Origin of the sequence: Serratia marcescens, from assembly GCF_001902635.1 — a bacterium.
Lineage (GTDB): Bacteria > Pseudomonadota > Gammaproteobacteria > Enterobacterales > Enterobacteriaceae > Serratia > Serratia marcescens_F.
This window is the reverse complement of record NZ_MJAO01000013.1, coordinates 1-13,392: the sequence shown is the minus strand read 5'-3', so window position 1 is coordinate 13,392 and position 13,392 is coordinate 1. Positions and strand designations below refer to the sequence as shown.

The 13,392-nt window shown below is 60.3% G+C and carries 11 protein-coding genes; 7 read left to right on the top strand and 4 right to left on the bottom strand.

The window, feature by feature from the left end; genetic code table 11:
- Positions 1 to 6: 6 nt before the first annotated feature.
- Together viaA and ravA are read right to left on the bottom strand one after the other, a co-directional pair.
- A complete protein-coding gene (gene viaA / locus BHU62_RS14150) occupies positions 7 to 1,470 on the bottom strand; it encodes an ATPase RavA stimulator ViaA (protein ID WP_073532580.1) in 1,464 nt (487 codons plus the stop codon).
- Between the two features lie 2 nt (positions 1,471 to 1,472).
- Complete coding sequence (gene ravA, locus BHU62_RS14145; protein WP_088776056.1) at positions 1,473 to 2,981, bottom strand: ATPase RavA; 1,509 nt, start codon at positions 2,979 to 2,981, stop codon at positions 1,473 to 1,475.
- A gap of 283 nt (positions 2,982 to 3,264) precedes the next feature.
- Between ravA and kup the strand changes: the two genes are divergently transcribed.
- From kup to rbsR, 7 genes are all read left to right on the top strand, one after another.
- Complete coding sequence (gene kup / locus BHU62_RS14140) at positions 3,265 to 5,133, top strand: low affinity potassium transporter Kup (RefSeq protein ID WP_073532578.1); 1,869 nt, start codon at positions 3,265 to 3,267, stop codon at positions 5,131 to 5,133.
- A 171-nt stretch (positions 5,134 to 5,304) separates the two neighbouring features.
- Positions 5,305 to 5,724, top strand: a complete 420-nt coding sequence (gene rbsD, locus BHU62_RS14135; RefSeq protein WP_073532577.1) for a D-ribose pyranase — start codon at positions 5,305 to 5,307, stop codon at positions 5,722 to 5,724.
- A gap of 7 nt (positions 5,725 to 5,731) precedes the next feature.
- Positions 5,732 to 7,237 carry a ribose ABC transporter ATP-binding protein RbsA gene (gene rbsA, locus BHU62_RS14130; RefSeq protein WP_073532576.1) on the top strand — a complete coding sequence of 502 codons (1,506 nt, stop codon included), beginning with the start codon at positions 5,732 to 5,734 and terminating at the stop codon, positions 7,235 to 7,237.
- Between the two features lie 6 nt (positions 7,238 to 7,243).
- Positions 7,244 to 8,212 carry a ribose ABC transporter permease gene (gene rbsC / locus BHU62_RS14125; RefSeq protein WP_019455467.1) on the top strand — a complete coding sequence of 323 codons (969 nt, stop codon included), beginning with the start codon at positions 7,244 to 7,246 and terminating at the stop codon, positions 8,210 to 8,212.
- Between the two features lie 24 nt (positions 8,213 to 8,236).
- Entirely contained in the window at positions 8,237 to 9,124 is an 888-nt protein-coding gene (gene rbsB, locus BHU62_RS14120) for a ribose ABC transporter substrate-binding protein RbsB (protein ID WP_073532676.1), read from the top strand.
- Between the two features lie 61 nt (positions 9,125 to 9,185).
- A complete protein-coding gene (rbsK, locus tag BHU62_RS14115) occupies positions 9,186 to 10,112 on the top strand; it encodes a ribokinase (RefSeq protein WP_073532575.1) in 927 nt (308 codons plus the stop codon).
- A 4-nt stretch (positions 10,113 to 10,116) separates the two neighbouring features.
- On the top strand, positions 10,117 to 11,118 hold the full coding sequence (gene rbsR, locus BHU62_RS14110) for a ribose operon transcriptional repressor RbsR (protein ID WP_073532574.1): 1,002 nt from the start codon (positions 10,117 to 10,119) through the stop codon (positions 11,116 to 11,118).
- Here the strand turns inward: rbsR and mdtD are convergent.
- Complete coding sequence (gene mdtD / locus BHU62_RS14105) at positions 11,115 to 12,530, bottom strand: multidrug transporter subunit MdtD (protein ID WP_073532573.1); 1,416 nt, start codon at positions 12,528 to 12,530, stop codon at positions 11,115 to 11,117. The two genes, rbsR and mdtD, sit on opposite strands and share 4 nt — an antisense overlap.
- A 65-nt stretch (positions 12,531 to 12,595) precedes the next feature.
- Complete coding sequence (locus BHU62_RS14100; protein ID WP_073532572.1) at positions 12,596 to 13,285, bottom strand: FadR/GntR family transcriptional regulator; 690 nt, start codon at positions 13,283 to 13,285, stop codon at positions 12,596 to 12,598.
- Positions 13,286 to 13,392 lie beyond the last annotated feature (107 nt).

Sequence of the window (13,392 nt, the reverse complement as noted above, 5' to 3'; positions counted from 1 at the left end):
TCCCGCCTAGCGCCGCCAGCGGCGCATCAAACGGCTTTTCAGCCCGGTATCGAAGCGCCAGATGTGATCGAAGATGCGCATGATGCCGGGTTTGCCGTAGGCGGACATCGCCACGGCATGAAAACGCTGCTGGTGGCTTTGCTGCAGCTGTTTCACCTTCTTTATTACCTCCTCCGGCAAGCGCTGAGCGATAAAATCGGAAATGATCACCGCATCGGCATCGAACCAACCGCTCTCCGCCATTTTGGTGACGGTGGCGTTCAGGCAGGCCGCCAGATCGGTGCCGCCGCGAAACTGCTGGCCAAGAAAGCGCACCGCCTGTTCAAGGCCGCTGGCGGCGGTGAGTTCGTAATGCACGATCTGGTTGGCGAACAGCATGATGTAGCAGCGGCGGTTGTCCGCCAGCGCAATGCGTAGCAGCGCCAGGCAGAACGCTTTGGCGCACTGTTCGTTGAAACCGCCCATCGATCCCGAGGTGTCTACGCAGACGATAAACGGCCCGCGCGGTTGTTGATCCTGCTGCTGGTGGGTGACCTGGCGGATCAGGATCTGTTCCTGCCAGACGTCGCCCTGCAGGCGATAGCTCAATAGCCGCTTTTCCAGCAGGCGGCGATAAAACTCGTATTCCAGTTCTTCAATGCCCAGCGTCGCCAGCTCCGGCGGCAACAGGCGCAGGATGTCGTCGCTCTGATGAATGCCGCTCACTTCTTCCGGCAGCGTGGCCGGCACCTGCACCATCACCCTGAATGGTTCGGGCTGTGCGTCCTGCTGCTGTACCGCTTTGGCCTGATAGCTGCGACCCAGCTGTTGCGCCAGCTTTTTCAGCTCCGGCTGTTGCTGCAAAAAGTTGCCGTACTCCACCAGCCGTTGGTAGTCGCCGCGTTGCAGCTGGCCTTTGCTCATGTCCCACAGCCTGCCGGCGGCGGTGTCGTTTTCCGACAGCAGCGGCTCCAGCGCGCCGCTCAGCGCCAGGCGTTCCTGCAACTCCGCCATCAGCTGCTCGCGCTCTTGTTCCAGCAGTTGGTGGTGCAACATGGTGGCCTGCAGCGTCAGGCTGATGCGCCAGCGTTGCAGGAACAGGGTTTGGAAACTGTCGTCCAGCGGGTGATTGGGCAAATCGGCGGCGTCCACCAGTGCGCGCGCCTGCTCATAAAACGGAGAGACCAGCTGGCGCAGCAGCTCCATCGTGTCGTTGAGGTTGTGATAGAACTGGGTGTTGTTCTCCAGCTGGCACTGTTGGTAGCGATAAAACTCCTGCGCCAGCGCCGGCGGCACCATGGCCTCCTGCAGGCGTTCTTTGAGCTGCAGCTTCCAGCGCGGCAGATCGCGATCCAGCGCCCGGCGAAGAGCCGGAAACTTTTTAAAGAACACCGACAGCTGCGGCGCCGCCAGCATGCCGACGATCATCTCCTCGATCATCTCGCCTTCGGTGATCGCCAGCAGCAGATCGAGCGTCTCCAGACTGAGCATGATTACTGGCCGCGCATTTGCTGCTGTTGCTGTTTAACCTGTTCCGCCACCTGCAGCAGGCTGGCTTCTATCTTGGCCAGGCCGGCGGCGGGTGTGAACAGGCAGGGCTGATGCTGGCTAAAGGCGCGGCGTTGCTCCGCCAAACGCAGGTTCAGCGCGTCCATTTCATCCAGCAGCGCCTGCGGCGTGGCGGTGGCCTGTTTGCCCGGCAGCGCCAGCAGCGAAGGCTGGCGGCTGACGTCCAGCACCGTCAGGTGCAGCTGGTCGTCGACCTCCAAATCGATCGGTTGGGCAAAACCGATGCCGTTCAGCTTGGCGCGCACGTCGCCGCCTTTTTGCAGCCAGTTGTCCAGCGCGCTGCTGTCGATGCTCAGATGGTTGACCTGAATGTCATGCAGCTGCAGCGGTTTTTGCAGCAGCAAGGTGAGGGTGCCGCCGGCGAACGGCGTGGCCGGCGCATATTGCGGCTTACGGCTGAACATACCGCCCTTTTTCACCAGGCTGATGGCCTGCCGGTCGCTTTGTTGCTGCTGATCTTGCAGCCAGCGGGTATGGATCTGTTGCAGCTGGATCAGCATCGACTGCTGCTGATAGGCCGACTCGGTCAGCAGCTGATCGATCTGCTGTTGCAGCAGCTTCAGCGAGGTGAGATCGTGCCACAGACAGTCTTTCAGCAGCATCAGATCGAGCGGCGCGATGGCGTCACGCCCGCTGAAGAAGGCGCAGGCCTGCAGCAGGCGCAGGGCTTTTTTCCAGCGGCGGTCGGAAACGTAAGGTGCCTGCTCCAGCGCGTCCAGCCGTTGGCGCAGCTGGAAAATCAGCTCAAAGCAGGCTTCCGGCAGCGCTACCTTGTCGATCTGCGGCTGCCACTGCAGGAACTCCTCGTCGCTGATGCTCAGCGCCGCCGGCACCGGGTTTTGGCTTTCGCTCTGGCGGTTGACCAGCAGCGAGCGGAAGTTTTGTTTATCCTGCACTTTGTCCAGCCACAGGCGGATCAGCATGCGGTCATATAAGGCTTCGAGGCTGTTGTCCGCTTCGGGCAGTTCGTTGGAAGCGGTGACCAGCAGGCGCAGCGGGATCGGCTCTTCGCTGTTGCCGTTGCGGAAGCGGCGTTCGTTGATCGCCGTCAGCAGGGTGTTGAGGATCGCCGGGCCGGCCTTCCAGATCTCGTCCAGAAACACGATCTCCGCTTCCGGCAGATAGCCGGCGGTCAGGCGCTGGTAACGCCCTTCATCTTTCAGCGCCTGGATCGACAGCGGGCCGAAGACCTCTTCCGGCGTGGAAAAGCGCGTCATCAGATATTCAAAGGAGCGGGCGTTGCGGAAGGCAAACTTCAGCCGGCGCGCGATCAGGCTCTTGGCGATGCCGGGCGGGCCGAGCAGAAATACGCTTTCGCCGCTCAACGCCGCCAGCAGGCACAGGCGGATCGCCTCTTGCCGCTCATAAAGGCCGCTCTCCAGCGCGCTGCTGAGGCGGGAAATTCGTTCTGCCAGAAGGGATGATGGCGTCATATAATCGTCGCGTTGTCCGAGAGTTAGCCAATCTTGGTCGATAATCCGATGATAAACCACCATTATTTTTAATGGTATAGCGTGTTGATTCATAAAAGTTTTCTAAGTTCAGCCGGATATCCGGTTCACATTTTGTTTATTTTTCGGCTCTGATATAAGGGTAGGCAAGCGGTATAAATGGTGCATACTGTGCGGCTTTCTGGTGGGCGTGACGGATCTTTGAGCCCGTATTTTGCCTGATGCGGATGCATCGCTAACGGATGTTCTGATAAAGAAACGAACTATGAGCGCAGAGCATAAACAGTCCTTATCGGCGGTAACCCTGGCGGCCATCGGTGTGGTCTACGGTGATATCGGCACCAGCCCTCTCTATACGCTGAGAGAGTGTTTCTCCGGCCATTACGGCTTCGATGTTCGTCCAGACGTGGTTTTCGGCTTCCTGTCGCTGATTTTCTGGATGCTGATCGTGATCGTTTCCCTCAAATATCTCACCTACGTGATGCGCGCGGACAACGCCGGCGAGGGCGGTATTCTGACGCTGATGTCGCTGGCCGGGCGCAACACCTCGGCGCGCACTACCGCGGTGCTGGTGATACTGGGCCTGATCGGCGGCAGCTTCTTCTATGGCGAGGTGGTGATCACCCCGGCGATTTCGGTGATGTCGGCGATCGAGGGGTTGGAAATCGCTGCACCCGCGCTCGACGCTTATATTGTGCCGCTCTCCATTCTGGTGCTGACGCTGCTGTTCGCTATCCAAAAGCACGGTACCGGCAGCGTCGGCAAGCTGTTCGCCCCGGTGATGCTGCTGTGGTTCATCGTGTTGGCGGTGCTGGGCGCGCGCAGCATCATGTCGAACCCGGAAGTGCTGCAGGCACTGAACCCCAAATGGGCGCTCAACTTCTTCGTGGAATATAAGAAGGTGTCGTTCTTTGCGCTGGGAGCGGTGGTGCTGTCGATCACCGGCGTCGAGGCGCTGTACGCCGATATGGGGCACTTCGGCAAGTTCCCGATTCGCCTGGCCTGGTTCACCGTGGTATTGCCTTCGTTGGTGCTCAACTACTTCGGTCAGGGTGCGCTGCTGTTGAAAAACCCTGAGGCGATCAAAAACCCGTTCTTCCTGCTGGCGCCGGACTGGGCGCTGATCCCGCTGCTGATTTTGGCGACGCTGGCGACGGTGATCGCCTCGCAGGCGGTGATTTCCGGCGTGTTCTCGCTGACTCGCCAGGCGGTGCGCCTGGGCTATCTGTCGCCGATGCGCATCATTCACACCTCGGAAATGGAATCCGGCCAGATCTATATTCCGGTGATCAACTGGACGCTGTACATCTCGGTGGTGCTGGTGATCATCGGTTTCGAACACTCCAGCAACCTGGCGGCGGCTTATGGCATCGCCGTGACAGGCACCATGGTACTGACCAGCATTCTGGTGACCTCGGTGGCGATTAACAATTGGCACTGGAAGCGTTTTCTGGTGCTCGGCATCGTGACCATCTTGCTGATCATCGACGTGCCGATGTTCTCCGCCAACGCCCTGAAGCTGTTCTCCGGCGGCTGGCTGCCGCTGACGCTGGCGCTGGTGATGTTCATCATTATGACCACCTGGAAGAGCGAGCGCTTCCGCCTGCTGCGCCGCCTGCACGAACACGGCAACTCTCTGGAAGCGATGATCGCCTCGCTGGAGAAATCGCCGCCGGTGCGGGTGCCGGGCACCGCAGTGTTTATGTCGCGCGCCACCAACGTTATTCCTTTCGCGTTGCTGCACAACCTGAAGCACAACAAGGTGCTGCATGAGCGCGTGGTGCTGCTGACGTTGCGCACCGAGGATGCGCCTTACGTACACAACGTGCGCCGAGTGACCATCGAACAGCTGTCGCCAACCTTCTGGCGGGTAGTGGCCAGCTACGGCTGGCGCGAAACGCCGAACGTTGAGGAGGTGTTCCACCGCTGCGGGCTGGAAGGGTTGCCGTGCCGCATGTCGGAGACGTCGTTCTTTATGTCCCATGAGTCGCTGATCCTCACCAAGCGGCCGTGGTACCTCTACCTGCGCGGCAAGCTGTTCGTCGCCCTGAGCCGCAACGCGCTGCGCGCGCCGGATCAGTTTGAGATCCCGCCGAACCGGGTGATCGAACTCGGTACGCAGGTCGAGATCTAACCCGCCTGACAGGGGCTCAGCTATGCTGAGCCCCTTTTGTTTGCGCTTTGTTCACGGTTGAACGAAACGTTTCGATAACGATCACACTTCTGCATCGTCCCGGTTGCCTTCCCCTGCCGTTTTTTTAAACTCTCCCCAGAGAGCGAAACGTTTCGCTAGCGGAGTGAGAAGATGAAAAAAGGCGTATTACTGAATTCCGACGTGTCTGCCGTGATTGCCCGGCTGGGGCATACCGATCAGCTCACCCTGTGCGATGCGGGCCTGCCGATACCGGCGGCGACGCAGCGCATCGATTTGGCGCTGACGCAGGGTGTGCCGACCTTCATGCAGGTGTTCGCGACGGTCACGCAAGAGATGCAGGTAGAAAGCGCCATCATGGCGGAAGAGATCGTGAAACAGAATCCGTCGCTCCACGAGGCATTGTTGGCTGAACTGACTGCACTGGGCCAACGCCAGGGCAATACCATCAGCGTGTGTTATATCAGCCATCAGGCGTTTAAAGCGCAAACTGAGCACAGCCGGGCGGTGATCCGCAGCGGGGAATGTTCGCCTTACGCGAACGTGATCCTGTGCGCCGGCGTAACTTTCTGAGGCGTGTATGCAACCTTTACTGCAACTGAAAGGGATTGATAAAGCCTTTCCCGGCGTGAAGGCGCTGTCCGGCGCCGCACTCAGCGTTTATCCTGGCAAAGTGATGGCGCTGGTGGGGGAAAACGGCGCCGGGAAGTCCACCATGATGAAAGTGCTGACCGGCATCTATCAGAAAGACGCCGGCAGCCAGTATTTTCTCGGTAAAGAGGTGGCGTTCAACGGGCCTAAGGATTCGCAGGAAGCGGGCATCGGCATTATCCATCAGGAGCTGAACCTGATCCCGCAGCTGACGATTGCGGAAAACATCTTCCTCGGCCGCGAGTTCGTCAACCGTTTCGGCCGCATTGACTGGAAGCGCATGTACGCCGAGGCCGATCGCTTGTTGGCGCGCCTCAATCTGCGTTACAGCAGCCACCGGCTGGTGGGTGAGCTGTCGATCGGCGATCAGCAGATGGTGGAAATCGCCAAGGTGCTGAGTTTCGAATCGAAAGTGATCATCATGGACGAACCGACCGATGCGCTGACCGACACCGAAACCGCCTCGCTATTCAAGGTGATTAACGAGCTGAAGGCCGAAGGGCGCGGTATCGTCTATATCTCGCACCGCCTGAAAGAGATTTTTGAAATCTGCGACGACGTTACCGTATTCCGCGATGGGCAGTTCATCGCCGAGCGGCCGGTGAGCGAGCTGCAGGAAGATTCGCTGATTGAAATGATGGTCGGCCGCAAGCTGGAAGAGCAGTACCCGCGCCTTGATTTGCCGCGCGGGGAAAAACGGTTGGAAGTCAGCCACCTTTCCGGCCCCGGCGTTGAAGACGTCAGCTTTACGCTGTACCGCGGCGAGATCCTCGGCGTGGCCGGGCTGATGGGCGCCGGACGCACCGAATTGATGAAGATCCTGTACGGCGCCGCGCCGCGCAAAGCCGGCGCCGTCAACCTGGACGGCCGCGACGTGGTCACCCATTCGCCGCAGGACGGGTTGGCGAACGGCATCGTCTATATCTCGGAAGACCGTAAGCGCGATGGCCTGGTGCTGGGGATGTCGGTGAAGGAAAACATGTCGCTGACCGCGCTGCGCTACTTCAGCCGCGCCGACGGCAGCTTGAAACAGGCCGACGAGCGGCAGGCGGTGGGGGATTTCATTCGCCTGTTCAATATCAAAACGCCGTCGATGGAGCAGCCGATCGGCCTGCTCTCCGGCGGCAATCAGCAAAAAGTGGCGATCGCCCGCGGCCTGATGACCCGGCCGAAGGTGCTGATCCTCGATGAGCCGACGCGCGGCGTCGACGTCGGCGCCAAAAAAGAGATCTATCAGTTAATCAACCAGTTCAAACAGGAAGGGCTGAGCATCATTCTGGTGTCTTCGGAAATGCCGGAGGTGATGGGCATGAGCGATCGCATTCTGGTGATGCACGAAGGGCATCTCAGCGGCGAGTTCCCGATTGAACAGGCCACCCAGGAAGCGTTGATGGCGGCAGCCGTCGGCAAGCAATACGGCGTAAAGCAGGAGTAATCAGATATGAGTTCCCAGACTATCGCAGCTAAGCGCTGGTTCAGTAAAGAATGGCTGTTAGAGCAGAAGTCGTTGATTGCGCTGCTGGTGCTGATCGCCGTGGTCTCTTCCATGAGCCCGAACTTCTTCACCCTGAACAACCTGTTCAATATTCTGCAGCAGACCTCGGTGAACGCCATCATGGCGGTGGGGATGACGCTGGTGATCCTCACCTCCGGCATCGATCTGTCGGTGGGGTCGCTGCTGGCGTTGACCGGCGCGGTGGCGGCGTCGATCGTCGGCTTTGAGGTCAACGCGCTGGTGGCGGTAGCGGCGGCATTGGCGCTGGGCGCCGCGGTCGGCGCCTGCACCGGGGTGATCGTCGCCAAAGGCAAAGTGCAGGCCTTTATCGCCACGCTGGTGATGATGCTGCTGCTGCGCGGCGTCACCATGGTGTACACCAACGGCAGCCCGGTCAACACCGGTTTCACCGACGTGGCCGACACCTTCGGCTGGTTCGGCATCGGCCGTCCGCTGGGTGTGCCGACGCCGATCTGGATCATGGCGATCGTGTTCATCGCCGCCTGGTATATGCTGCACCATACGCGCCTGGGCCGCTATATTTATGCCCTGGGCGGCAACGAAGCGGCGACCCGCCTGTCCGGCATCAGCGTCGATAAAGTGAAGATTATCGTCTACTCGCTGTGCGGCCTGTTGGCGGCGCTGGCCGGGGTGATCGAAGTGGCGCGTCTGTCGTCGGCGCAGCCGACCGCCGGCACCGGCTATGAACTGGACGCCATCGCCGCCGTGGTGCTGGGCGGCACCAGCCTGGCCGGCGGCAAGGGCCGCATCGTCGGTACGCTGATCGGGGCGCTGATCCTTGGCTTCCTGAACAACGGTCTGAATTTATTGGGTGTTTCTTCCTACTACCAAATGATCGTGAAGGCAGTGGTGATACTGCTGGCGGTTCTGGTAGATAACAAAAGCAACAAGTAACCTCCCCCTACAGGAATCACGATGATGAAAATGAAAAAACTGGCAACCTTAGCCTCCGCCATCGCGCTGAGCGCCACCCTGAGCGCCAATGCCATGGCCAAAGACACCATCGCGCTGGTGGTGTCCACCCTCAATAACCCGTTCTTCGTCTCGATGAAAGACGGTGCGCAGCAAGAGGCCAACAAGCTGGGCTACAACCTGGTGGTGCTGGACTCCCAAAACAACCCGGCGAAAGAGCTGGCCAACGTGCAGGATCTGATGGTGCGGGCGCCTAAGCTGTTGCTGATCAACCCGACCGACTCCGACGCGGTGGGCAACGCCATCAAGATGGCCAACCAGGCTAAAATCCCGGTCATCACGCTGGACCGCGTGGCGAGCAAGGGCGACGTGGTGAGCCACATCGCTTCGGATAACCGCGTGGGCGGCAAAATGGCCGGCGACTTCATCGCCAAGAAAGTGGGCACCGATGCCAAAGTGATTCAACTGGAAGGCATTGCCGGCACCTCCGCCGCGCGTGAACGCGGCGAAGGCTTCGAACAGTCGCTGGATCAGAATAAATTCAAACTGCTGGCCAGCCAGCCGGCTGACTTCGATCGCACCAAGGGCCTGAACGTGATGCAGAACCTGCTGACCGCGCACCCGGATGTGCAGGCGGTGTTCGCCCAGAACGACGAGATGGCGCTGGGTGCGTTGCGCGCGCTGCAAACCGCCGGTAAAACCGACGTGATCGTGGTAGGCTTCGACGGCACCGCCGACGGCGTGAAAGCGGTTGAAGGCGGCAAGCTGGCGGCGACCGTGGCGCAGCGCCCCGATCAGATCGGCGTAATCGGTGTGGAAACTGCCGATAAAGTGCTGAAAGGCGAAAAAGTGCCGGCAACCATTCCGGTCGATTTGAAACTGGTCACCAAATAAGTCATACCGGCGCCATCGGGACGGGGCGTTTACGATGGCGCGCAATTCAGGAATCAATGCGATGGAAACAGGTAAGCTGGTGGTTCTGGGCAGCATCAATGCCGACCATATCCTCAATATTGAACAGTTTCCCCAGCCGGGCGAAACGGTGATCGGGAAACAGTATAAGGTAGCGTTTGGCGGCAAGGGCGCGAATCAGGCGGTGGCGGCCGGGCGCAGCGGCGCGGAGATTGCCTTTATCGCCTGCGTGGGCGCCGATGATATCGGCGAGCGCATCCGCCAACAGCTGGCGAGCGATCGCATTGATACCCAACCGATCGAAGCCATTGCCGACAGCACCACCGGCGTGGCGCTGATCTTCGTCAACGCCGAGGGCGAGAACGTGATCGGCATCGATGCCGGCGCCAACGCCGCGGTGACGCCGGACTATTTGGCGCGCTACCAACAACAAGTGATCGACGCCGACGCCCTGCTGATGCAGCTGGAGTCGCCGCTGGAGACGGTGATCGCCGCTGCCCGCCTGGCGAAGCAGCATCAAACGCAGGTGATCCTCAACCCGGCCCCGGCGCGCGAACTGCCGGACGAGCTGCTGGGCATGATCGATATGATCACCCCCAATGAAACCGAAGCTCAGCGCCTGACCGGCATCGCCGTCGACAACGACGCCGATGCGGCGCGCGCGGCGCAGGCGCTGCACGACAAGGGCATCGCCACGGTGATCATCACCCTCGGCAGCCGCGGCGTGTGGCTGAGCGAAAACGGTAACGGCAAATTGGTGCCTGGCTTCAAGGTGCGCGCGGTGGATACCATCGCCGCCGGCGACACCTTTAACGGTGCGCTGGTAACCGCCTTGCTGGAAGGCAAGATCATGGCCGACGCGGTGCGTTTCGCCCATGCGGCGGCGGCGATTGCCGTGACCCGCCCCGGCGCGCAACCTTCGGTGCCCTGGCGCGAAGAGATCGACGCCTTCTTGCAGCAACAGGGGTGATCCTTTGGCCACCATGAAAGATGTCGCTCGCCTGGCGGGCGTTTCAACCTCTACCGTGTCGCATGTGGTCAACAACAATCGCTTTGTCAGCGACAGCGTGCGCGACAAGGTCATGGCGGCCGTGGAACAGCTGAACTACGCGCCTTCCGCGCTGGCGCGCAGCCTGAAGCTCAATCAGACGCGCACCATCGGTATGCTGGTGACCGCCAGCAACAACCCGTTTTATGCCGAAGTGGTGCGCGGCGTGGAGCGCAGCTGCTATGAGCGTGGCTACAGCCTGATCCTGTGCAACACCGAAGAAGATGCCGCACGCATGAACCGCAGCATGGAGACGCTGCTGCAAAAGCGCGTCGACGGTTTACTGTTGATGTGTACCGAAAATCACCGGCCATCGCAGGATGCCCTGAGCCGCTATCCGTCATTGCCGATCGTGATGATGGATTGGGCACCGTTCGAAGGCGCCAACGACATTATTCAGGATAACTCGCTGCTGGGCGGCGAGATGGCGACCGATCATCTGATCGCCTGCGGCTATCGCAAGATCGCCTGTATCGCCGGCCCGCAGGATAAAACCACCGCCCGTCACCGGCTGGAAGGCTATCGCAACGCGATGCGGCGCGCTGGGTTGCCGGTTCCGCCGGGGTATGAAGTGCATTGCGATTTTGAATTTGAGGGGGGCGTAAACGCCATGCGCCAGCTGTTGGCGTTGGACGAGCCGCCGCATGCGGTGTTCGCCGGCAACGACGCGGTGGCGGTGGGCGTTTATCAGGCGCTGTATCAGGCCGGGCTCTCCGTGCCGCAGGATATGGCGGTGATGGGATACGATGATATTGAACTGGCACGCTATCTGGCGCCGCCGCTGAGCACCATTCATCAACCGAAGGATTCGCTGGGCGAACTGGCGATCGACGCGCTGATCAACCGCCTGCAAAACCCGGATCGCGCGCCTCAGGTGCTGGTGCTGACACCCGAGCTGGTGGAGCGCGCCTCGGTGGGCCGCCGTTAACTCGTCGCCTCCGCTTCTTTCTTGCTTTCCTGGCCGCTGATCAAATTGCGGCCATCCTTCCTTCTCAACAACATAAACACCAGCGCCGAGGCCACGGTGACGATGCCCATCGTGATAAAGGTGTAATGGAAGTGGTCGATCATGGTGCCTAACGACAAGGATTCGTAGAAACGCAGCACCGCCGCGCTGATCGCCACGCCGAAGCTGATGGAGAGTTGTTGGGTGACCGCCAGCACGCTGTTGCCGGCGCTGGCGTTGGCGTCGTTCAAATCCGCCAGGCTGATGGTATTCATAGCGGTGAACTGGGTGGACATCGCCATGCCCAGCATGAACAGCGGCAGGATCATCAGCCACAGCGGCATGCCCGGGCTTTGCAGGGCGAACTGCGCGATCAGCACCCCGATGATAACGGTGATGCCGACCAGCGTTTTACGGTAGCCGAACCAGCGCAGCACCTGCGTGACGGTGGATTTAGCCATCAGTGAGCCGATGGCAGTCGGCGCCATCATGCAGCCGGCGACGATCGCCGTATAGCCGAATCCCACCTGCAGCATTAATGGCATCAAAAACGGCACGCAGCCGGTGCCCAGCCTTGAGGCGACGTTGCCGGCGATGCCGACCGAGAAGGTGCGGGTCTGGAACAGGTCGAGACCGATCAGCGGCTGAGGATGGCGACGGGCGTGGGCGATGTAGCCGAACAACATCACGAAACCGCTGAGCAGAATGCCCAGCGAAACGTAGCTCGCCAGCACCCGCTCGCCAAACAATTCCAGCCCGGTGGAGATCAGCACCAGGCTCAGGCCAAACAGCATAAAGCCGAGGAAATCGAAGCGGCGCTTGGGCGTGGTGAAGTCCGGCATGTATTTGCGTGCATAGAAGATGCCGAGCAGGCCGATAGGGATATTGATCAGGAAAATCCAGTGCCAGGTGGCGTAGGTCACCAGCCAGCCGCCCAGCAGCGGCCCCAAAATCGGCCCGACCAGGCCGGGCATGGTGACGAAGTTCAGCACCGGCAGCAGTTCGCTGCGCGGGTAGGCGCGCAGCAGCGCCAGGCGCGCCACCGGCATCATCATCGCGCCGCCGATGCCTTGCAGCACGCGAGAGGCGACCAGCACGCCCAGCGTTGGTGACAGGGCGCACAGCAGTGAGCCGAGGGTGAATAATGTGACGGCGAAGATGAACACGCGGCGTGTGCCGAAACGGTCCGCCAACCAGCCGCTGACCGGGATCAGCATCGCTACCGTCAGCGTGTAGCTGATGACGGCCGATTGCATCGCCAACGGTGAATGCCCCAGGCTGTGGGCGATCGCCGGCAGCGCCGTGTTGAGGATGGTGGCATCCAGCGCCTGCATAAAGAACGCCATTGCGGCGATCCACGGTAGTCCTGCCATACTGCGCGCGGATTGGGTCATGATCGGTCCTGGTTAAATGGTCGTCTGTCCCTCGTCTCTTTCTTCTATATAAGCGGGGGGCGTGTCTAGTCTTTCTCTTTCAGCAGCACCTGGCAGGCGGCGAGGGCGCCGGCGCTGTCTCCGGCAAGTATCGCATCGACGATAGCCTGATGATGGCGCAGCTTGATCACTTCATTACCGGTGATGGCGCGGAAGTAACTCTGGTACACCGAACTGAACAGGTTGGCGAACGAGGTCAGGAACGGGTTGCCACTGGCCTCGTAGATGAGCTGGTGGAATTGGGTATCGACCTGGATCCAGCGCTCGCGATCGAATTCGGTATGCAGCGCGCGCATTTCCGCCATCAGTTCCGCCAACAGCTTGGTTTGTTGCGGGCTGGCGTGGTTCGCTGCCAGTGCGCAGGCCTGTGGTTCCAGCGACGTGCGCAAGATAAGGAAGTGTTGCATTACCTGGTCGAAGTTTTCCCGCGTCATCCACCAGGTCAGTAAATCCTGATCGAGGAAGTTCCATTGGCTCTGCGGCATCACGCGGGTGCCGATGCGCGGGCGTGGCAGCAACATGCCTTTGGCCGCTAACATCTTTACCGCTTCGCGTACCGCGGTGCGACTAACGCCGAATTGTTCGCCCAATTCCATTTCACCGGGCAGGATACTGCCGGCCTGATAATCGCCCGCCAGAATTTGTTGGCCGAGTTTCTCTGCAAGCAGATAAGAAAGATTGCGTTGGGCGGCCTGTTGTTGTGCATTTAATGGCATGGCTGCGGGTCCTTACTGACATCGTTATTTCTATTTTACTCCAGTGATCGCCAGCTTTTATGGCTGTTTGGCGGAAAAAGTGACATAAATTCGCCGCTTTTTCGCCC